At 72.3% G+C, this 20,910-nt stretch carries 20 protein-coding genes; 12 read left to right on the forward strand and 8 right to left on the reverse strand.

All coding sequences use genetic code 11. The features are described 5' to 3' along the window. The first annotated feature begins 13 nt into the window (after positions 1-13). Positions 14-628, forward strand: a complete 615-nt coding sequence (locus AB0F72_RS21430; RefSeq protein ID WP_360433962.1) for a cysteine hydrolase family protein — start codon at positions 14-16, stop codon at positions 626-628. Between the two features lie 132 nt (positions 629-760). Further along, positions 761-1,138, forward strand: a complete 378-nt coding sequence (locus AB0F72_RS21435) for a DUF2750 domain-containing protein (protein WP_360433965.1) — start codon at positions 761-763, stop codon at positions 1,136-1,138. Here the strand turns inward: AB0F72_RS21435 and AB0F72_RS21440 are convergent. Beyond that, on the reverse strand, positions 1,104-2,198 hold the full coding sequence (locus AB0F72_RS21440; protein ID WP_360433968.1) for a DMT family transporter: 1,095 nt from the start codon (positions 2,196-2,198) through the stop codon (positions 1,104-1,106). The two genes, AB0F72_RS21435 and AB0F72_RS21440, sit on opposite strands and share 35 nt — an antisense overlap. Here AB0F72_RS21440 and AB0F72_RS21445 point away from each other — a divergent pair. After that, positions 2,197-3,582 (forward strand): PLP-dependent aminotransferase family protein, encoded by a 1,386-nt coding sequence (locus AB0F72_RS21445; RefSeq protein WP_360433971.1) that lies wholly within the window; start codon positions 2,197-2,199, stop codon positions 3,580-3,582. The two genes, AB0F72_RS21440 and AB0F72_RS21445, sit on opposite strands and share 2 nt — an antisense overlap. Before the next feature lie 120 nt (positions 3,583-3,702). Here the strand turns inward: AB0F72_RS21445 and AB0F72_RS21450 are convergent, their stop codons facing one another. Then, entirely contained in the window at positions 3,703-4,419 is a 717-nt protein-coding gene (locus AB0F72_RS21450; protein ID WP_360434404.1) for an alpha/beta hydrolase-fold protein, read from the reverse strand. 95 nt (positions 4,420-4,514) lie between these two features. Here AB0F72_RS21450 and AB0F72_RS21455 point away from each other — a divergent pair, with 95 nt between their 5' ends. From AB0F72_RS21455 to AB0F72_RS21465, 3 genes are all read left to right on the forward strand, one after another. Beyond that, on the forward strand, positions 4,515-4,988 hold the full coding sequence (locus tag AB0F72_RS21455) for a DinB family protein (protein ID WP_360433974.1): 474 nt from the start codon (positions 4,515-4,517) through the stop codon (positions 4,986-4,988). Between the two features lie 28 nt (positions 4,989-5,016). Next, complete coding sequence (locus tag AB0F72_RS21460) at positions 5,017-5,703, forward strand: hypothetical protein (RefSeq protein WP_360433977.1); 687 nt, start codon at positions 5,017-5,019, stop codon at positions 5,701-5,703. Positions 5,704-6,080: 377 nt separating this feature from the next. Beyond that, a complete protein-coding gene (locus AB0F72_RS21465) occupies positions 6,081-6,911 on the forward strand; it encodes a hypothetical protein (protein WP_360433980.1) in 831 nt (276 codons plus the stop codon). On the opposite strand, the gene AB0F72_RS21470 is transcribed toward AB0F72_RS21465, so the two are convergent. Further along, positions 6,896-7,108, reverse strand: a complete 213-nt coding sequence (locus AB0F72_RS21470) for a hypothetical protein (RefSeq protein ID WP_360433983.1) — start codon at positions 7,106-7,108, stop codon at positions 6,896-6,898. The genes AB0F72_RS21465 and AB0F72_RS21470 overlap by 16 nt on opposite strands. Before the next feature lie 91 nt (positions 7,109-7,199). Between AB0F72_RS21470 and AB0F72_RS21475 the strand changes: the two genes are divergently transcribed. The 5 genes from AB0F72_RS21475 to AB0F72_RS21495 all read left to right on the forward strand — a co-directional run bounded on the left by AB0F72_RS21475 (position 7,200) and on the right by AB0F72_RS21495 (position 13,613). Next, the gene (locus AB0F72_RS21475; protein WP_360433986.1) at positions 7,200-8,429 is read left to right on the forward strand and encodes a sensor domain-containing protein; all 1,230 of its coding nucleotides are present in this window, start codon (positions 7,200-7,202) and stop codon (positions 8,427-8,429) included. Then, positions 8,417-9,070, forward strand: a complete 654-nt coding sequence (locus AB0F72_RS21480) for a response regulator transcription factor (protein WP_360433988.1) — start codon at positions 8,417-8,419, stop codon at positions 9,068-9,070. The genes AB0F72_RS21475 and AB0F72_RS21480 overlap by 13 nt, the downstream gene beginning before the upstream one ends. Before the next feature lie 97 nt (positions 9,071-9,167). Further along, on the forward strand, positions 9,168-9,971 hold the full coding sequence (locus AB0F72_RS21485) for an ABC transporter ATP-binding protein (protein ID WP_360433990.1): 804 nt from the start codon (positions 9,168-9,170) through the stop codon (positions 9,969-9,971). After that, positions 9,968-12,439 (forward strand): FtsX-like permease family protein, encoded by a 2,472-nt coding sequence (locus tag AB0F72_RS21490; RefSeq protein ID WP_360433993.1) that lies wholly within the window; start codon positions 9,968-9,970, stop codon positions 12,437-12,439. Before AB0F72_RS21485 ends, AB0F72_RS21490 begins: the two co-directional genes overlap by 4 nt. 151 nt (positions 12,440-12,590) lie before the next feature. Continuing rightward, entirely contained in the window at positions 12,591-13,613 is a 1,023-nt protein-coding gene (locus AB0F72_RS21495) for a lipase (RefSeq protein WP_360433996.1), read from the forward strand. Here the strand turns inward: AB0F72_RS21495 and AB0F72_RS21500 are convergent. Beyond that, positions 13,528-14,577: an LD-carboxypeptidase gene (locus AB0F72_RS21500; protein WP_360433999.1), complete on the reverse strand. Its 1,050-nt coding sequence runs from the start codon at positions 14,575-14,577 to the stop codon at positions 13,528-13,530. The two genes, AB0F72_RS21495 and AB0F72_RS21500, sit on opposite strands and share 86 nt — an antisense overlap. Before the next feature lie 297 nt (positions 14,578-14,874). On the opposite strand from AB0F72_RS21500, the gene AB0F72_RS21505 reads away from it, so the two are divergent. Continuing rightward, a complete protein-coding gene (locus tag AB0F72_RS21505) occupies positions 14,875-15,861 on the forward strand; it encodes a malate dehydrogenase (RefSeq protein ID WP_360434002.1) in 987 nt (328 codons plus the stop codon). 55 nt (positions 15,862-15,916) lie between these two features. On the opposite strand, the gene AB0F72_RS21510 is transcribed toward AB0F72_RS21505, so the two are convergent. The 4 genes from AB0F72_RS21510 to AB0F72_RS21525 all read right to left on the reverse strand — a co-directional run bounded on the left by AB0F72_RS21510 (position 15,917) and on the right by AB0F72_RS21525 (position 20,893). Further along, a complete protein-coding gene (locus AB0F72_RS21510) occupies positions 15,917-17,509 on the reverse strand; it encodes a methyl-accepting chemotaxis protein (RefSeq protein WP_360434005.1) in 1,593 nt (530 codons plus the stop codon). A gap of 131 nt (positions 17,510-17,640) precedes the next feature. Further along, positions 17,641-18,822: a dihydrolipoamide acetyltransferase family protein gene (locus tag AB0F72_RS21515; protein WP_360434008.1), complete on the reverse strand. Its 1,182-nt coding sequence runs from the start codon at positions 18,820-18,822 to the stop codon at positions 17,641-17,643. Beyond that, the gene (locus tag AB0F72_RS21520; protein WP_360434011.1) at positions 18,819-19,805 is read right to left on the reverse strand and encodes an alpha-ketoacid dehydrogenase subunit beta; all 987 of its coding nucleotides are present in this window, start codon (positions 19,803-19,805) and stop codon (positions 18,819-18,821) included. The genes AB0F72_RS21515 and AB0F72_RS21520 overlap by 4 nt, the downstream gene beginning before the upstream one ends. Beyond that, complete coding sequence (locus AB0F72_RS21525) at positions 19,802-20,893, reverse strand: thiamine pyrophosphate-dependent enzyme (protein ID WP_360434014.1); 1,092 nt, start codon at positions 20,891-20,893, stop codon at positions 19,802-19,804. Before AB0F72_RS21525 ends, AB0F72_RS21520 begins: the two co-directional genes overlap by 4 nt. Positions 20,894-20,910 lie beyond the last annotated feature (17 nt).

Genomic DNA, 20,910 nt, shown 5'->3' on the forward strand with positions numbered 1-20,910 from the left:
GCAGAGTGGTGGCATGACAACAACGCCGAACCGCGCCCTGGTGATCATTGACGTGCAGAACGAGTACTTCGACGGGCCGCTGCGCATCGAGTACCCGTCCCGTGACAAGAGCCTGGCCCGCATCCTGGAAGCGGCCGAGACCGCCCGCCGCGCGGGCATCCCGGTCGTCGTCGTGCGGCACGAGGCGCCGGAGGGCTCGCCGGTCTTCGCGGCCGGCTCGCCCGGCTGGCAGCTGCACGAGGCCGTCGCCGCGCTGGGCGGCGAGCCGGTCGTCAAGAACTACTCGAGCGTCTTCGCCGGGACCGGGCTGGAGGCCCGGTTGCGCGACCAGGGCGTCGACACCGTCACGTTCGTCGGCTTCATGACCAACAACTGCGTGCTGGCGTCCGCCGCCGCGGCCGAGCCGCTCGGGTTCGCCGTCGAGGTGCTCAGCGACGCCACCGGGGCGATCAACCTGTCCAACGAGGCGGGCAGCGTCACCGCGCAGCAGGTCCACGAGACCCTGATGGCGCTGCTGCACTCGAACTTCGCCGCCGTCGCCGACACCGCCGCGTGGACGGCCGCGGTCGACGCCGGCACGGCCCTGCCCGGGAGCAACCTGGTGGTGTCGGCCACGGCGGGACGCTGAGCCTGTCGCCGCTGGATGCTTTGATCTTGGACGGTCGTGGCCGCGCTCGCCGCAATCGTGCCGGGGGCGTCGGGTAGCGTGGTGCCGGGGTTCTGGCTGTCCGGCTCCGCACACGATCACCGAGGAGCTCGCATGGCACCCGACGACATCTCGCGCGCCGAGGCCGACCGCCTTCGCCGACTCGACGGCCCGGCCCGGGCGGCTCACACGTTCGACGTGCTGGCCGACCGGGGCGTGCTGTGGGTCTGGGGTGACGAGGACGAGGTGCTGTTCACCGAGGACGCGAAACGTCGCACGATGCTGCCGATCTGGCCGCACGCGGCGGTGGCCCGGCTGGAGCACGATGGCGAGGTCGACGGCGAGCGCCCCATGAAGATCCCGGTGAAGGTGTTCCTCACGGAGTGGCTGCCGCAGCTCGCGGAGGACGACGCCGACATCTCGGTCTTCCCGGTCGAGGAGCGCGGCGCCGCCGTGCTCACCGTCGAGGAGTTCCGCGCCCGGATGAGGTGACCGCGGGGATTCGCTGGTCGTCCTCGTCGCGGTCCTCGCGCTGGTCCAGCCCGTCTTGCTGGTCCAGCCCGTCTTGCTGGTCCAGCTGGTCTTGCTGGTCCAGCTGGTCTTGCTCGTCCAGCTGGTCTTGCTGGTTTTGCGGGTCTCGCTGGTTCGCCGCGGGCCGCGTGCGGGCTCGTTGGGTGGCCACCACGCAGCCGAGCACCACGATCGCCGCCACCAGGGATCCGGGGCTGACCGCCTCGCCGAGCAGCAGCGCGGACCAAGCGAGCGTGACCAGCGGCTGGATCAGCTGGATCTGACCGACCTTGGCGATGCCGCCGCGGGCCAGCCCGGCGTACCACGCGAAGAACCCGAGGAACATCGAGATCACCGTGAGGTAGCCGAACGCGGCCCAGCCGGCCACGCCGGCATGCGGGGGAGCGGCCAGGGCGGCGATCACGGTCACCGGAACGGTCACCGGAAGCGCCACGATCAAAGCCCAGCAGATGGTACGGGCACCGCCCAGCTCCCGGGACAACGCGCCACCCTCGGCGTACCCGAGTCCGCAAAGGATCACCGCGGCGAGCAGGAACAGGTCGGCCGGCGAGAGCGCGCCGTGCACCGTGCCACTGGCGACCAGGAACGTCAGCACCACCGCGAGCCCGCCGAGGCTGGCCAGCCAGAACAGGGCCGGCGGCCGCTCGCCGGCGCGCAGCACCGCGAAGACGGCGGTCATCGCCGGCAGCATGGTGATCACGACTGCGCCGTGCGCCGACGTGGACGTGGTGAGCGCCAGCGAGGTGAAGAGCGGGAAGCCGACGACGACGCCGAGCGCGACGACGACGAGGCGGCGCCACTGCCGGGGCGTCGGTGTCACGGCCCCGGTTAGCCGGAGATAGCCCCAGGCCAGCGCGGCAGCGCCGACCGCGCGGCCGAAGGCGACGAACCAGGGGTCGAGATCGGCCACCGCGACCCGGGTGAACGGCAGGGACAGGCTGAACGCCAGGACCCCGAGTGCCCCGAGGAGCAACCCCGCCGTTACCGTCTTTTCCTCAGTAGCGCTACTCTGTGCTCTCATGGAGTACGGTAACGCAGCTGATCGTGTTATCCAAGATCTTCGGCGAGTGGTGGCCGTCTCGCCGCCCGGCGCCCGGCTCGCGTCGGTGCGCGAGCTGACCGCCCGGCACCAGGCGTCCCCGGTCACGGTCGCCGCCGCCATCCGCCAACTGGTGGTGGAAGGCCTGGTCGAGACGCGAAACGGCCGCGGCACGTTCGTGGCCGCCCGCCCGGAGCGGTCCCGCACCCCCGACCTGTCCTGGCAGACGGTCGCCCTCGGCCCGGCCCGCTCCGGCGAACACGAGATGCAAGCGTTACTGGCGTTACCGCCATCTGGTGCCATCTCCCTCAGTAGCGGTTACCTCGACACCGACCTGCAGCCGGCCGCCGCGCTCGGCGCCGCGCTGGCCCGGGCGGCCCGCCAGCCGGCGTCCTGGCAACGCGGGCCGGCCGAGGGCCGGGAGGACCTGCGCGCCTGGTTCGCCCGCGAGGCCGGCGGTGGCCTGCGCGCCGAGGACATGGTGATCTGCCCCGGCGGTCAGGCGGCGCTGTCCACGGCGCTGCGCGCGTTGACCGTGCCCGGCGACACCGTGCTGGTGGAGTCGCCCACCTATCTGGGCGCCCTCGCCGCGGCCCGGGCGGCCGGCCTGCGCGTGGTGCCGGTCCCGGCCGACGAGGACGGTGTGCGCCCCGATCAGCTGGCCGCGGCGTTCGCGCGTACTCAGGCAAGGCTCTTCTACTGCCAGCCCCTCTACGCGAATCCGACGGGCGCTAGCCTGGCGGCGCCCCGCCGGGCCGCGATCGCCGAGACGGTACGCGCCGCCGCCGCCTTCCTCATCGAGGACGACTACGCCCGCGACCTGACGATGGAGACGGCGCCGCCACCGCCCCTCGCTGCCGACGACCCGGACGGCCACGTCGTCTACCTCCGTTCCCTCACCAAGCCGGCCGCCCCCGGCCTGCGTGTCGCTGCCATCGGCGCCCGCGGACCGGCGGGCGCCCGCCTGCGTGCGGCCCGCCTGCTCGACGACTTCTTCGTCTCCGGCCCGCTGCAGCAGGCCACCTGCGAGTTCGTCTCCTCCCCGGCCTGGACCCGGCACCGCAGCACCCTGCGCACCGCACTCCGCGCCCGCCGCGACGCCCTGCTGTCGGCGCTGTCCCGTCACCTCCCCGACCTGGTCCCGCCCCGCGTCCCCCGGGGTGGCCTGCACCTGTGGGCGCCCCTGCCCGGCGGGGTCGACGACACCGCCCTGGCCGCCGCCGCGGCCGCCCACGGGGTGATCGTCTTCCCGGGCCGTCCGTGGTTCGCCGCCGAGCCGTCAGGCCCGTATCTGCGGCTGACGTTCGCCGCCAGCCCACCGGAGCTGATGGACGAGGCCGTCCGCCGGTTGGCGCGCGCGTTCTGACGGTCCCGCCCGCTCGCCAGGCCTGCCCCTGCCCGGGAAGTGGGTGCCGGTCAGTGGAGGCTTTCCGCCAGGCAGCGGGCGCTGGTCAGTGGAGGCTTTCCGCCAGGCAGCGGGCGCCGGTCAGCGGAGGCTCTCGGCCAGGAAGTCGAACGCCTCCGGGATCAGCGTGGACCAATATCCGAAGTTGTGCTCACCCGGTCCGAACCCGCCGGCCCGTGGGGGGACCGGCAACGTCGCCCACAGCTCACGCACGTTCTCGTACAGATCGTCTCCCTTCCCGCACCACAACCCGACAGGAGTCCGGCCGACCCGGTCCAAGCCGTCGAAGACCACGTCCCCCGGCGTGACCGCGGGAGAGAACGCCGCCACCGAACGGACGAAACCGGGGAACGTCGACGCCAGCAGCAACGACCCCGAACCACCCATCGACCAGCCCCACGCGGCGAGCCGGCCGGTGTCGAAGCCACGTTCCGCGCACCACGCCGGCATCTCCTGCCGGACCATCCACTGCGGGTCGTCGCCGCCGCGTGGCCGCCACGCCAGACGGTCACCGCTGGCGCCGGCCAGCACGAACGGTGGCGCGCCGCGGCGTACCGCATCGGTCAGGAATCGGCCCAGACCGAGCGCGGAGAAATCCGCCGGGCGTTTCGCGCCGCCGTGCAGCACCAGGCACACCGGCAACCCGCGCCCGTCGCCGTGACCCGCCGGAACGGCCGTCCAGAAGTCCACGATCCGGCCGCGTGCGGCCGAGAATCGCTGCTCGAGACGTTCGTCACCGGCCGGCGACGAGGGCAGGACCGGTTCACGGTCCGGCCGGATCCACGTGCAGCCATTCAGCGCGGTCGTCAGCAGGGGTCCGGTCACCAGCAGCGATCCGGCCGTCAGGAGGGTTCGTCGTCGCACATCTGACCAACGGCTGACATGCTGTCCGGATGTCCGTCATTCATCAGCCACTGCGTGAGCAGATGGAGGCTTTCGTCGACGAACACCGCCGCGCCCTCGCCGACAGCCTCGACGGCCTCACCGAGGAGCAGGCCCGCCGGCGGCTGGTGCCGTCGAAAACCACGCTGCTCGGCCTGGTCAAGCACGCCACGATGGTGGAGAGGGTGTGGTTCGACGAGGCCGTCACCGGCCGCTCCCGAGCCGACATCGGGATCCCGGAGACACCGGACGAGTCGTTCATCCTGGTCGCATCCGACACGATCGAGAGCGTGCGGGACACGTACCTCGAAGCCTGTGACGACTCCCGGCGCGCCGCCCGCAACCTCGACCTCGACGATCTGCTGCCGGGCAACCGGCGCGGGCCGCTGCCGCTGCGCTGGGTCTATCTGCACGTGCTCCGGGAGCTCGCGCAACACTGTGGGCACGCCGACATCCTGCGGGAGCAGATCCTGGCGGCCGAGTAGATCGTGAGCTCACGGGTACCGAGGTGCCGTGAAGAACTCTCCTCTGGTTGCGGCCGCGGCGGTGGTCCTGTTGGTAGGGGTCCGCGCCCAGCGGTCCCGGCATCAGCGATCCCTGCACCCGGCCGGCCGCTCGTTCGCCGGCCGGCTCGAGGTCTGGGGCCTCCCCGCCTCGACCGGATCCGACCTGCTCGACAAGCCCGGCGATTACCCGGTGACCGTCCGGGTGTCGAAAGGCCTCGGCAGCCGGGGCAGCCGGCCGGACGTGCTCGGCCTGGCGATCCGCATCCCCGGGCGTGACACGGATCTGTTGCTCTCCACCGCCGGAACCGGTCGGCTGACCCGCCATCTGCCGATGCCGCGCCGCCGCTTCGACGCCCACTACGGGACGATCACCGCTTACCGCACCGGCACCGACCGCAAGATCTATCTCGCTGCCGCCCCGCTGCGCTCGGCCCCGCCACTGGGCGGCACTCTCGACACGGTTACGGCGGCCGCGCTGACCGGCCATGCCCAACTGGTGCTCTTCGCCGACGACCAGCCGTTCGGCCGGGTCTCGTTCGGCCCGCTGCTGCCATCGTCGACCGACGAGGAGCTTGCGTTCGACCCGATCCGGAACTCCACCCCGGACCTGCGCCCGACGGGGTCGATCCACGGGTCGCGAGCCCTGGCGTATCGCCTCAGCCAGTGGTGGCGAGGGCGCCCGAACCCGGCGTGATGGATCACGATCTGCGGCGATGCAACCCACAGTGACCCCATCCGCGGCCGGGTAAACAGTGCCGATGTCGATCACCGCCTGCCGGGCGACGTCATTCACCGCTTCCCGTCGTGACGTCCGTGCGCCCAGCGGCTGTTTCATGTTGTCCCCGATCTCTAGAGTGGACGGCGATACCGTGAGGGGAGACCGGGATGTCCACGGGGGACGCACTTCGCTCCGCTGAGGCGCGGATGCTGCACGCTGCCGTCCGCGGGGATCACCGGGTATCGAAACGGATCGCTCGTAGGGAGCTTGGTGGCGACTGGCCGGTCGAGCTGCACACTGCCGCATTCGTGCTCGCGGCGCGGCGGCGGTTCCCGCCTAGCGTGGACCGGCGGATGACCACCCGGTTCGCATGGAAGATGGTGAAGTCGGCCCCCGGCGCCGAGAACTTCCTGATCCGGCACGTCGACGGCATCCTGCGATTCGGCATGGGTGATGGCCAGCTGGTCGAGTCGCTCCTGGTCGAGGACTTCGGCGAGATCCTCTTTGCCGCGCTTCTCGCCCTTCTGGACGACCTGGAGTTCGAGGACTCCGACGTCACCGCGTTGCTCGCGGAGGCGGAACACATGGTGGGCGCCCGGCCGGCCGACCTCCGCCTGAAGCCCGGCGACATCAAGGTCTCCGACCTGGACTATCGCCGTTACCAGCTTGTCGGCCGCCGTTACCTCGCTGACAAGGACTGGCTGCCGTCCCGGCCGGAGGATATCCGCCCCCCGCGTGATGCCGGTGACGAGTTTTTGCGCGGCGAGCCCGCCACGCTGACCGGCCGGCATGTCCGGGCGGTGCTGCTGCGGGACAGCGCGCAGGAGGCGGACCTGGACGACCTCGCCAACATCGACCTGCTCCGGGTGGTGCGCTCGACTTTCGCGATCATGATCAACCGGTATTTGTATCCGGACCCGGATGTCCGGGAGATCGACCAGCTCGTGGCACGGGCCCACCCGGGCGGCAGCGAGCCGGACTTCCTCAAGGTCGAATACCTGGCCCGGACCGCGATGCGGGAGAAGCCGCCGATGGACGGCCTCACGGGCCGTGACGTCTACATGGCGTGCTGGTGGATGCTTGCCGTCATCACCGACGATTGGGGCCGGGACGAGGCGGCGATCACCTCGGCTGTTCTCGAAGCCGAGGAGGCGGTGGCGGAGTCCGGTCATCGGCTTCGGTAGTGGTGGACCGCCAGCACTGTCGCACAGGTGATCGCGACCAGCCCGAAGACGGCTCCGACGACAACGTTCATGCTGGAGGTGACGGCGTTCGCCGCCGCGCTGAGGATCAGCAGCAGCCACAGTGCCGGGCGGAGGACGCCCCGGTTGGGGCGGGGCTCGGCGGGAGAAGGATCTGCGATTCGGTACGGATCAGCCATGGCTCCGACGCTATGCCCGGGGGCCACCGCGGGCGATCCCGCCAGCTGGTCTTCTGCGGTACAGCTGGCTGTACTCACTATCGTTCGACGGATGCGCCATCATCTGGCCCGGAGGCTGCGTGCCGCCGGCAACGCCCTGGAGCACGTCCTCGGCGGGCTCGGCACGTCGGTGCTGGCCCTCGGCGCCTTCCTCTGGCTGGTCGTGGTGGCTGTCACCTGCCTCGCCGGCATCGGGCTCGTCCTCACGCCGACCGTCTTCACGCTCACCCGCGCGGTGGCCGACCGGGAACGCCGCCGGCTGAGCCGCTGGGGTCCCGAGGTGCTCGGCCCGCCGCCGCTGCCGGCGACCACCCGCGAGCGCCTGCGTGACCCGGCCGTCCGCAGGGAACTCGCCTGGGTGGCACGGCACGGCACGGCCGGGTTCCTTCTCGGCGTCGTCGGGATCACGCTGCCGGTCCACGCGATCCAGAACATCACCTTCCCGCTCTGGTATCGGGCGTTCGAGCCCGAGGACGGCGGGCCCGGCCTCGTCTTCTGGCGGATCGACGGCCTCGGCGACGCCCTCGGCGTACTGGTCATTGGCCTGTTTCTCGTCGCCGTCGCCGTCGCCGTGATCCCCGGCATCGCCCGGCTGCTGGCGCTCCCCGGTCGACGGCTGCTGGCCCCGGACGGCGACGTCGACCTGTCGCTGCGGGTGGCCGAGCTGACCGCCACCCGCGCCGCGGCCCTCGACGCGCACGCCGCCGAGCTGCGCCGTATCGAGCGTGCGCTGCACGACGGTACGCAGAACCGGCTGGTCGCGCTGACCGTGCTGATCGGGGCCGCCCGGCGCGCGGGGGAGCGCAACCCGGCCGCTGTCGCCGGCATCCTCGACCGGGCGCAGGACGCCACCGAGCAGGCCCTCGCGGAGCTACGCGCGGTGGTGCGCGGCATCCTTCCGCCGGTGCTCGACGACCGCGGCCTGGCCGGCGCGCTCGGCGGGCTCGCCACTGCCTGCGCCGTGCCGTGCCGGGTCGAGGTCGACGTGCCGGGACGGTGCGCCGCATCGGTCGAGGCGACCACGTACTTCGTGGTCGCCGAGGCGCTCACCAACGTGGTCAAGCACAGCGGCGCGGCCGCGGCCGCCGTCACCGTACGGCGGGTGGGCGACCGGCTGCACGTGCGGATCACCGACGACGGGCGGGGCGGCGCGACGGAGAGCGGCGGCTCCGGGCTGAGTGGCATCCGGCGTCGGGTCGCGGCCTACGATGGCCGCTTCGAGATGGCCAGCCCGCCGGGCGGGCCGACGACGCTGAACGTGGAGCTGCCGTGCGGATCGTGATCGCTGAGGACGACCCGCTGCTGCGTGAGGGACTCACCTTGCTGCTGCGCGCCGAGGGGTTGGACGTGGTCGCCGCGACCGACGCGCCGGGCCCGTTCCTGTCCGCCGTCGGCGAGCACCGGCCGGACGTCGCGATCGTCGACGTGCGGATGCCGCCCACGCACACCGACGAGGGGATCGTGGCCGCCGTCGAGGCCCGGCGGCGGCAACCGGAGCTGGCCGTGCTGGTGCTCTCCGCATACGTCGAGCGGGCCTTCGCCGCGGACCTGCTCGCCTCCGGCTCGGCGCGGCTGGGATACCTGCTCAAGGAGCGGGTGGGCCGGGTCGAGGAGTTCCTGGACGCCCTGCACCGGGTCGCCGGCGGCGGCACGGCGATCGACCCCGAGGTGATCGGCCAGTTGCTCACCCGGCCCCGCCCGGACAGCACGCTGGAGCGGCTCAGCCCGCGTGAACACGAGGTGCTCGCGCTGATGGCCGAGGGCCTCGGCAACGCGGCGATCGCCGAGAAGCTCTTCGTCACCGAAGGCGCCGTGCACAAGCACATCCGCCGGATCTTCGCCAAGCTGGGCCTCGCCCCCGACGATCGCGCCGACCGCCGGGTCACCGCCGTTCTGCGCTACCTCGACGCCGCGGAAAAGTAGCGCCTGCTGTACCACCATTGACCAGGCAGCTTCATTTTCCCGCCCGGCGTATTCGGCGAAGCTTCTCCGTGACGACAGCACAGGGAGAGGCAGACAGATGTCCGCGGTTCGCGTTCAGGGCTTGACCCGCATCTATCCGGCCAGCGACGGGGAGCCGGTCAGAGCCCTCGCCGGGGTCGACGCCGACTTCGCCGCCGGCACCTTCACCGCGATCATGGGACCGTCCGGCTCCGGCAAGAGCACCCTGCTGCAGGCAGCCGCCGGGCTGGACCGGCCCACCGCCGGCAGTGTGTGGATCGGCGGCACCGAGCTGTCGAGACTCTCCGAGACCCAGCTGACGAAACTGCGCCGGGGGCGGATCGGCTTCGTCTTCCAGGCCTTCAACCTGATCGGCGCGCTGACCGTGGAGGAGAACATCGTCCTGCCGCTGCGGCTGGCCGGCACCCGCCCCGACCGTGCCTGGCTCAGCCAGGTGATCGAGCGGGTCGGACTCGGTGATCGGCTGCGGCACCGGCCCTCCGCCCTCTCCGGCGGGCAGCAGCAACGGGTCGCGATCGCGCGGGCCCTCGCTTCGCGGCCCGAGGTGATCTTCTGCGACGAGCCGACCGGCGCGCTCGACACCGGCACGGCCGCCGAGGTGCTCACCCTGCTGCGCGGGGTCGTCGACGAGCACCGGCAGACCGTCATCATGGTCACCCACGACCCGGTCGCCGCCTCCTACGCGGACCGGGTGATGGTCCTGGCCGACGGCCGGATCGTGCACGACATGCCCCAGCCGGGCGCCGAGCGGATCGCCGAGCACCTGGCCACCCTGGGCCGCCGTCCGACCACGGTGGGCTCGAGTGCCGTGGGCCCGAGCACGGTGGGCCCGAGCGCAGTGACGGCGGGAGGACTCCGATGATCACGCTGGCGGCACGGATGCTGCGCCACCGCCCCGGTTCCTCGGTGGCCACCCTGATCGCACTCACTCTCGGCGCGCTGATCCTGACCACGATGGGCGTTCTCGTCGAGTCCGGGCTGCGGTACCACCCGGCGCCCGCGCGCTACGCCGCCGCCGACCTGGTCGTGGCTCGCCCCGACACCACGTTCGCCACGAAGGAGTTCGACGGGGAGGTCTACCGGAGCACGGCCGTCCTCCCCGAGGGCGGAACCGTGCCGGCCGCGCTCGCCGCCCGGATCCGCGAGCTGCCGAGCGTCGCCGAGGTCGCCGTCGACGAGGGCATTCCGGTCGACGGGCGGATGTCCGGCCGCGGCTGGTCCAGCGCGGCCCTGACCCCCTACCGGCTGACGACCGGCGCCGCTCCCCAGCACCGCGGCGAGATCGTGCTCGACCAGGCGGCCGCCGGCGGCGCGCAGCCCGGTGACCGCGTCGACCTGCTGATCAGCGGTGAGCGTCGTCCGTATCTGATCACTGGTCTCGCGACCGGGAGCGCACCCGCCACCGTCTTCTTCACCGACGCGGAGGCCGCGGCCCTGTCGCCAAGGCGCGGCGAAGTCACCGCCATCGGCGTCGACGCCGAACCGGGCGCCGACCTCACCGCGCTGCAGTCCCAGATCGCCACCCTCGCCGGCGACGCACGAGTCCTGACCGGCAGCGACAGCGGCGTGGCCGAGCGTTCAGCCGACCGGGCCGCCGCCGGCCTGCTGATCCAGATCGGTGGTTCGTTCGGCGGTTACGTGGTGTTGCTGATCGTCTTCGTGGTCGCCGCCACGGTCGGTCTCTCCGTGCGCCACCGCCGCCGCGACCTGGCACTCGTGCGAGCCGTCGCCGCCACCCCCGGTCAGGTGCGTCGCATGATCATGATGGAGTCGGCCATGGTCAGCGTCGTCGCCGGAGCGATCGGCGTGCCGGCCGGCCTCGCCGCCGCCCGCTGGCTGACCGGCGAGCTCACCGGCCGCGGCTTCCTGCCCTCCAGCTTCCCGATGCTGCCGGGCGCCGCCGCCGCACCTGCCGCGTTGCTGATCGTCCTCGGGACGGCGGTCACCGCGGGATTCTTCGCCGCCCGCCGCGTCGCCGGCATCAGGCCGGCCGAGGCGCTGGGCGAGGCGGCGATCGAGCCGGCCGATCCGGGGCGGAAACGCCTGATCAGCGGCGTGGTCGCGCTCGTCGCTGCGGGCTCGGCGGCGGTTGCCGCGGTCGGCGCCGGCGGGCAGGCCGCGATGGGGGCCGCGCTCGGCATGCTCTACCTGTTCGTGCTGGCGGTCGCGCTGCTGGCCCCCTGGATCAACCGGGTGGCGGCCCGGCTGCTCGACTCGCCGTTGCGCGCGGTCTTCGGCACCAGTGGCTACCTGGCGGCTGCCAACCTGCGGGCCAACGCGCGCGGCACGGCAACGGTCCTGACGTCGCTGGTGCTGGCGGTCGGCTTCGGCGGATCGGTGTGGTTCCTGCAGAACAACCTGGAACGCCAGGCGGTCGCCGAGAGCCGTGCGGGTCTGCTCGCGTCGCGAGCGGTGGTCGCTCCGGCGGGCCTGTCCAGCTCCGCGGTGGCCGAGCTCCGAGCGATTCCTTCGGTACGGGCGGTCACGCCGACCCGGCACACGTGGGTCATCGTCCCGCTGATGGGCGACGCGGAGACGATCGCCGCGCGGGCCGTGGATCCCGCGCTCCTGGGTGAGACCCTCGACCTCGGTGTCATCGAGGGCAGTGTCGGCGAGTTGAGGGACGGGACCGCCGCGGTGTCGCGCACGCAGGCGTCCCTGTTCGGCTGGGACCTCGGCGACGAGGTCGAGATGCGGCTCGGCGACGGCCGGCCGGCGCAGGTCCGGATCGTGGCGATCTACCAGCGCGGACTGGGCTTCGGCGACGTGGTGCTGCCACTGTCACAGGTCGGCGGGCTCAGCGACGAGGTCCTGATCAGTGCTCCGGTCTCTGCGTCGGTGGACGCGGCGGTGCGCGACGTCGCCGTGGCGCATCCCGGCAGCGCCGTCGTCGACACCGCCGACCTGACCGGCGGGCTCGCCCGCGATCTCGCCCTCAGCGCCTGGCTGAACCGGCTCCTGATCGCCGTGATGGTGGGATACGCCGTCGTCGCCGCCGCCAACACGATGGTCATGACGGCTCTCGCCCGCCGCCGCGAGCTCGCCATGCTGCGCCTGGCGGGGGTGACCAAGCGCCAGATCAAACGGATGGTCAACGCGGAGCAGGCCGGCCTGCTGGGAACCGCGGTCGTCCTCGGCGCGTCGATCGCCGCGCTCACCCTGAGCAGTGTGGTGCGAGCGCTGACCGGTGACCCGGTGCCATATGTTCCGGCCCTCGGCGGGCTGACCGTCCTCGGTGGAGCCGCGGTCCTGGCGCTGGCGACGACGGTGCTGCCGATCGCCGGGCTGCTGCGGACCCCGCCGGTCGAGCACATCGGGATCAAGGAGTGACCGGCGCGTCGGCGGGGGCGCCCGGTGAGCCGACGGCCCACCAGGGCGGGTGGTGGCTCGGGGCGGTGACGGGGGAGGAGACGGCGTCACTGCGTACGGTGCTGATCGTTCCCCTCGCTGGTAGGTCACAGCCACGAGGAGCACCCGCGCCATGCGTCAGCAACGATCTCGTCCGTTCGGCGTTCGCGCCCTTCTGCTGGGCGCCGCTGCCGTCCTCGTCACCGGGGTGGGCGCGGCGTTCGCCATGCCCAGCCGGGAGCCCGGGCCTCCGCTCGCCGTCACGAAACTGGCGCTGCACTGTGTCGGGGACGCGGCCGCCAGCGCTCGCGCCGGGCGGGCGCCGGTGCTGCTCATCCACGGGACCGGGTCGAACTTCCGGGCGAACTTCTCCTGGAACTGGGCTCGGGCGTTCGCCATCGAGAAGCGGGCGTACTGCGGGATCGACCTGCCGGAGGACGCCAGCGGGGACGTCCAGGTCGCCGCCGAGCATGTGGTGCAGGCGATCCGCACCCTGCACGATGCCGCCCAGTCGCCGATCGCGCTGGTCGGGCACAGCCAGGGCGGGCTGATCGGGCGGTGGGCGCTGAAGTACTGGCCGGACACGCGGACGATGGTGGACGAGTACGTCGCGCTCGCGCCGCCGAACCACGGGACGAACACGTTCGTCGCCCAGTGCGAGGCGGCGGGGGAGTGCCCGGCGGCGCGGTGGCAGCAGCGGACTGGGTCACGGTTCCTCGCGGCGCTCAACGACGGGCCGCAGACCTGGCCGGGCATCGACTACACGCAGATCATGACGCACCTGGACGAGATCGTCGTGCCGTACAGCTCGTCGGTTCTGCCGGCCGGCGCCAACGTCAGCAACATCGAAGTCAACCGGATCTGCCCGGGTGAGACCGTCGAGCACTTCGGGCTCGCCTACGACAACGCCGCGTACCTGATCGGCATGGACGCGCTCACCCACCCGGGCCCCGCGCAGCCCGCTCGGATCGGCGCAGGCAGGTGCGGTCCGCCGCTGATGCCGGCGGTCGATCCGGCGACCTTCCCCACCCGGGCGGCGGCCGCGCTGGTGCAGAGCGCCAACGCGATGGTCACCGCCCAGCAGTTGACGGCGGAGCCGCCGCTGCGCTGCTACGCCTCCCGGGATCAGCGGGCCTGCACGCCGACTGCACGGTGAGGGTGCCGGCCTCGGCGTCCAGGTGCGCCGGCACGCCGAGGCCGACAGCGGCTTGCGGCCCGTCGTGGCCCACCTCCAGGCCGCGCAGCACGGGTACGCCGAGCCGCTCGACGTGGTCGGCGATGACCTCGCGGGGCTCCTCCGGCAGGAACCGGCCGAGCACGAGCCCGGCCAGCCCGTCGAGGCTTCCGGAACGCTCCAGCTGCACCAGCATGCGGTCGACCCGATAGGGCGCCTCGCCGGTCTCCTCCAGCAGCAGGATCGCCCCGCGAAGGTCGAGCTGGTGCGGTGTTCCGACGTTGGTGGCAAGCATGGTCAGATTCCCGCCGAGCAGAACACCGGACGCCACCCGGCCCGGCCGATCACCGGAAGCCGCCCCGCTGGGCTGATCACCGGACGCCACGCGGCCCGGCTGATCACCGGACGCCGCCCCGCTGGGCTGATCACCGGACGCCGCCCCGCCGGGCTGACCACCGGACGCCGCGCCGGCCGGGCTCTCGCCCGTCAGCGTGACCGGCTCGCTGGTCATCAGGGCCCGGCGCACATCCGCGGCCGAAGCCGGCAGGCTCGCGCCGGTCGGGCCGTGCACGGTCGCCAGGCCGGTCTCGCACCAGAGCGCCGCGTGCAGCGCCGTGATGTCGGAGAAACCCATGACCAGCTTCGGGTCGGCCCGCACGGCGGCGAAGTCGATCCGGTCCGCGATCCGCTGGGTGCCGTAACCGCCGCGCAGGCAGACCACACCGCGCACCTCGGGATCCCGCAGAGCGGCGTCGAGATCGGCGAGCCGTTCGTCGTCGGTCCCGGCGAGAAAGCCACGCCGTCCCCGCGCATGAGTCCCGAACCGGGTCCGTAGCCCCCAGCCGCGAAGGACCCGGGCGGCGCCCTCGGCCTGTTCCGGGCGCACCGGGCCGGCCGGCGACACGAGAGCGACCAGGTCGCCGGGCCGCAGCGGCTCCGGTCTCATGCCGGGCAGCGTAGTGTCCGGGTGAGCGGGGCCGCACACCGATCCGGCACGCGTCCACGGCCGGGTCGGCAAGAAGACCCGGCGGGCGATCACGGCCGGGCCGGCAAGAAGACCCGGCGGGCGATCACGGCCCCTCGACCGGCCATCACGGCCGCCCGGCGGGCTACACGGACGGGTGATGGTAGCTCCTGCGCGCGGCTGGTTAGTGAGGTACTTATCATGGCCTGCGTCCGCTGAACGCCTTATAAGGTGTGTGGATCACAATCGCGTACCCACACTGTTAACAGGGAGATGCTCATGGCCGAGCCGATCAACGTAACCGTCACTGGCGCTGCGGGGCAGATCGGGTACGCGTTGCTGTTCCGGATCGCCTCCGGGCAGCTGCTCGGGGCGGACAAGAAGGTGAAGCTGCGGCTCCTGGAGATCCCGGCCGCCACCCGCGCCGCCGAGGGCACCGCCCTGGAGCTGGAGGACGGCGCGTTCCCGGCGCTCGCCGGTGTGGACGTGTTCGACAACCCGAAGCAGGCGTTCGAGGGCACCAACGTGGCCCTGCTCGTTGGCGCCCGGCCCCGCACCAAGGGCATGGAGCGCGGCGACCTGCTCGAGGCCAACGGTGGCATCTTCAAGCCGCAGGGTGAGGCGATCAACTCCGGCGCCGCCTCGGACATCAAGGTTCTCGTGGTCGGCAACCCGGCCAACACGAACGCCCTGATCGCCCAGCAGCACGCCCCGGACGTGCCGGCCGACCGGTTCACCGCGATGACCCGCCTCGACCACAACCGCGCGCTGGCGCAGCTCGCCGGCAAGCTCGGCGTCTCGGTCGAGGCCCTCAAGAAGGTCACCATCTGGGGCAACCACTCCGCGACGCAGTACCCGGACGTCTCGCACGCCACGGTCAACGGCTCGAGCGTCCGCGACGCCATCAACGACCAGGCGTGGCTCGCCGACGAGTTCATCCCGCGGGTCGCCAAGCGCGGCGCCGAGATCATCGAGGTCCGTGGCGCGTCGTCGGCCGCGTCCGCCGCGTCGGCCGCGATCGACCACGTCTACACGTGGGTGAACGGCACCGCCGAGGGCGACTGGACGTCGGCCGCTGTCGTCTCGGACGGCTCCTACGGCGTGCCGGAGGGCCTGATCTCGTCGTTCCCGGTCACCGCGAAGGGCGGCCGGTTCGAGATCGTCCAGGGCCTGGAGATCGACGATTTCTCCCGTACCCGCATCGACGCCTCGGTGGCCGAGCTGGTCGAGGAGCGCGAGGCCGTCCGCAAGCTCGGCCTCATCTGACCGTCGCCGGAAACGGCCGGCTCACCCCTGAGCCGGCCGTCGGGTGTGCGCCCGGTCAGAAGCGGAAGGCCGCCACGAGCGTCCGCAACTCGGCGGTGACCTGGGTCAGTTCGCCGACCGCCTGCTCCGACTCCTGGACCAGGGTGGTGGTGTCCCGGGCGACCGTCGCGACGTTGCCGATGTTCGCGGCGATCTGACCGGACCCCTCGGCGGCCACCGCGACGCTGCGGTTCATCTCCTGCGTGGTGGCGGTCTGCTCCTCCACGGCCGAGGCGATCGTCGTCTGGTACTGGTTGATCTGCTCGATGACCTCGGAGACCTCCTGGATGGCGGAGACCGCCCCGGCCGTGTCGGCCTGGATGGCCTGCACCCGCCGGGAGATGTCCTCGGTGGCCCGGGCCGTCTCCTGAGCCAGGTCCTTGACCTCGCCGGCCACGACGGCGAAGCCCTTGCCGAGCTCGCCGGCCCGGGCCGCCTCGATGGTCGCGTTGAGGGCGAGCAGGTTGGTCTGCTCGGCGATGCTGGTGATCGTCTTGACGACGTCGCCGATCTCCCGGCTGGAGGCGCCGAGCCGGGACACCGAGGCGGTGGTCGTCTTCACCGCCGTGACGGCCTTGCTGGCCACGGTGGCTGCCTCGTTGGCGCTGTGCGAGATCTCGCGGATCGAGGCGCCCATCTCCTCCGCGCCGGCGGCGACGGTGTTCACGTTGCGGGACACCTCGTCGGCGGAGGCGGCGACGACGTCCGCCTGCGAGGACGACTCCCGGGCGCCCTGGGCGAGCTGCGCGGAGACCCGGCGGAGGCGGTCACCGGCGGTGTCCAGGGTGGTGGCGCCGGCCGCCATCCGGTTCATCGCGGTGCTGATCGAGTCGAGGGCGGTGTTCATCGAGCGGCTCATCTGCCCGACCTCGTCGCCGGACCGGACCTCGAGACGCCGGGTCAGATTGCCCTCCGCCACGCCGGCGAGGACCTCGGCGGCGTCACCGAGCGGGCCGGTGATGCTGCGGGTGACCCGCCAGGCGATCAGGGCGGCGAGCGCGACGGCCGCGGCGAGCAGCAGGTACATCAGCAGCCGGAAGTTGTCGGCGATGCTGCGGGCGCTGGTCGACTCGGCGCTGTTCATCGACTCCTCGAGGTCGATGAAGACGTTGATCACCCGTAGCCATTCCAGGAACGCCGGCTCGACCTCCTCGCCCAGCAGCGTGACCGCCTGGCTCTGCGAGCCGGCGCGCTTGAGCGCGATGATCTCGTCGATCAGCGGCAGCGTGGTCTCCTGGACCGCGTTGATCTCGGCGAGGGCCGCCTTCTCCGCGTCGTTGACCTTGGACTCGTCGGTGAAGATCTCGTTCATCTTCGTGTCGTAGTCGGCGTAGGTGGCCGCGAGCTCGTCGATCAGGGCGACCTCGTTGTTCAGCTCCGTGGTCGAGGTCGCGATGACGACGTCGCGGACCGCGATCGCCCGGTCATGGACGCTGCCCCGGAAGTTGATCGCGTAGCGCTGCTTCACCGCGTTGACGTCGTTGATCACCGTCAGCTTGTCGTTGATCCGGTTGACCTGCACCACGCCGACGACGACGAGCGCCACCATGGTGAGGACGACCACGAGAAATCCGGCGCCCAGCCGCCGCCCGATCGTCATGTTGCTCATGTGTCCCGTATCCCGGCCGATCGTCGAGGTGGTCCCTGCCCGCCATAGGTCTGATCGGCACCGGACAGGAGGCGATGAGACGGCCGGGCCGCCCTGGCCCCCGGGGGACTCCCCGAGGGCAGGGCCGCAGGTCAGAGCCCGGCCAGCGCCGACGCCGGATCCTCCATCGCATCGGCCACGGTGCGCAGGAAACCGGCAGCCGTCCCGCCATCACACACCCGGTGATCAAAGACGAAGGACAACTGCGCGATCTTTCGTACGGTCAACGCCCCGTCCACCACCCACGGGCGATCGATGATCCGGCCCAGGCCGAGCATGGCCACCTGGGGATGGTTGATGATCGGGGCGCTGCCGTCGACGCGGAACGCGCCGTAGTTGTTGAGCGTGAACGTGCCCGGCGCGGTCGACTCGCCCCGGCGGGCGCGGGCCGTCACGTCCCGGATCGCCGCGTCGAGCATGCCGGTCGTCATCGCCTGGGCGCCCGCCACCGCCGGGACGACCAGGCCGCGGTCGGACTGGACCGCGATCCCCAGGTTGATCTCGTCGAGTTCGACGATCTCCTGGCGTTCGGTGTCGAGGCGGGCGTTGAGGACGGGGTATCTGCGCAGCCCGGCCACGACGAACCGGGCCACGTAGGCGAGCAGGCCGGGTTCGGTGCGCTGCCGCAGGTCCCACAGGGCGGTGGCGTCGACGTCCACCCAGACGGTCGCCTCGGGAATCTCGGTCCGGCTGCGGCTGAGCACCGCCGACGCGGCCTTGCGGAACCCGCTGAGCGGGATGCGGCGCTCGCCCGCGGCGCCCGCGGCGGCGGGGACCGGAGCGACCGGCCGCGCGGCGGCCTCCACGTCCTGGCGGGTGATCACGCCGCCCGGCCCGGTGCCGCGCAGCGCGGACAGATCCACGCCGCTCTCCCGCGCCAGCCGCCGGACCAGCGGCGACACCACCCGAGCGGACCGGCCCGCCGGCGCGGAAGAAGCGGCAGACGACGTGCGGCCCTTCGGGCGGCGATGCCGGGTCGCTCCCGGGCCGGGCGTCGTCCCGTACCCGATCAGGACGTTGCCGGAACCGGATTCCTCGGCCGGCGCGGCCACCGTGATCAGGGGCGCGCCGACGGCGAGCGTCGTGCCCTCGGCGGCGTGCCGGGTCGTGACCCGGCCGGCGTGCGGGGACGGCACCTCGACCATCGCCTTCGCGGTCTCCACCTCGACCACCGGCTGATCGACCTCGATCACGTCGCCCTCGGCGACCAGCCAGCGCACGATCTCCGCCTCGGTCAGGCCCTCGCCGAGGTCGGGCAGGGTGAACGTGTTCACGCGTACTCCCACTGCAGCTCGTCGACGGCGTCGAGGACGCGGTCCACCGACGGGAGGTGGACGTGTTCCAGCTTCGGCGGCGGGAACGGGATGTCGAAGCCGGTGACCCGCCGGATCGGGGCGTGCAGCGAGTGGAAGCAGCGCTCGGTCACCCGGGCCACCACCTCGGACGACACGCTGGCGAACCCGGCCGCCTCGGCGATCACCACGGCCCGGCCGGTGGACCGGACCGCCTCGCACACCGTCGCGTCGTCGAACGGGACGATCGAGCGCAGGTCCACCACCTGCAGGCTGCGGCCCTCCTGCGCGGCTGCCTCGGCCGCCTCCAGCGCGACCGGAACCGCCGGGCCGTACGCGATCAGCGTGGCGTCGGTTCCCGGGCGGCGCACCACGGCCCGGCCGATCGGCGGCACGGCGGTGGTCAGGTCGGCTTCGGCGCGGGAGAAGTACAGCTTCTTCGGCTCCAGGAAGACGACCGGGTCCGGGGACTCGATGGCCCGGCGCAGCAGCCCGTAGGCGTCGGCCGGGTCGGACGGCGCGACCACGTGCAGGCCCGGCGTGTGCGCGTAGTACGCCTCCGACGAGTCACAGTGGTGCTCCACCCCGCCGATCCCGCCCGCGTACGGCACCCGGATCACGATCGGCACGCCGACCCGGCCGCGGGTCCGGTTGCGCATCTTCGCGGCGTGGCTCACCAGCTGCTCGAACGCGGGGTAGGCGAACGCGTCGAACTGCATCTCCACGACCGGGCGCATGCCGTTCATCGCCATCCCGATCGCCATCCCGAGGATGCCGGACTCGGCGAGCGGGGTGTCGAAGCAGCGCTGCTCGCCGAACTCCGCGGTCAGCCCGTCGGTGATCCGGAAGACGCCGCCGAGCGGGCCGACGTCCTCGCCGAACATCACCACCGTCTCGTCGGCGCGCATCGCGTCGCGCAACGCCCGGTTCAGCGCGTGCGCCATGGTCAGTTTCTCGGTGCTCATCGAGCCACCTCCCGGGACAGCTCGTCGGCCACCATCGCCTGCTGTTCGAGCAGCTGGGCAGTGGGCTCGGCATAGACGTGCGTGAACAGGTCCCGGTAGTCGGCGACCGTCTCCGCGTTCAGGCCGGCGCGCATCCGCTCGGCGAGATCCTCGGCCCGCGCCGCGAACGCGGTCTTCTCCGCCGCGCCGATCAGATTCCGATCATCGAGGTACGTGGTGAGCCGGGTGATCGGATCGCGGCTCAGCCAGGGCGTCACCTCGTCGGCGGAACGGTACCGGCCGGGATCGTCGGCGTTCGTGTGCGCCTGCACCCGGTAGGTGTGCGCCTCCACGAGCTGCGGACCCGCCCCGGACCGGGCGCGCTCCACGGCCGTGCCGAGGACCCTCAGCAGCGCCGCCACGTCGTTCCCGTCAACGCGTTCGCCCTGGACCCCGTACCCGATGCCCTTGTGCGCGAGCGACGGCGCGGCAGTCTGCCGCGACAGCGGCACGGAGATCGCGTATTCGTTGTTCTGGATGAAGAACACCGCCGGGGTACGGAACACCGCGGCGAAGTTGAGTGCCTCGTGGAAGTCACCCTCGCTCGTCGCGCCGTCGCCGCAGAGCGCCATCGCCACGGTCGGCTCGCCGCGCAGCCGGGCCGCGTGCGCCACCCCGACCGCGTGCAGCAGGTGGGTGGCGAGCGGCGTGGCCTGCGGCGCCACCCGGGTGGCGAGCGGGTCGTAACCGCTGTGCCAGTCGCCGCGCAGCAGCGTCAGCGCCTGCACCGGGTCGACGCCGCGCGCCACGATCGCCGCGCTGTCCCGGTAGGTGGGGAACAGCCAGTCGTCGTCGCCGAGAACCTGAACACAGGCGACCTGGCAGGCCTCCTGACCGTGCGAAGAGGGGTAGACCGCGAGGCGGCCCTGCCGGACCAGGGCGTTCGCCTGGTCGTTGAAGCGGCGGGCGGCGATCAGTGCGGCGTACGCGTGGACGAGTGCCTGGGGGTCGGGCATGTCGAGGCCGACGTGCGGAACGGGGTGGCCGTCCGGGTCGATGAGCGTCACCGGCTCCGTGGACGGCAGCAGGTGGGCTGCGTCACGTGTCATGCACGGATTCTGATTTG

Source organism: Actinoplanes sp. NPDC023936, from assembly GCF_040639325.1.
Lineage (GTDB): Bacteria > Actinomycetota > Actinomycetes > Mycobacteriales > Micromonosporaceae > Actinoplanes.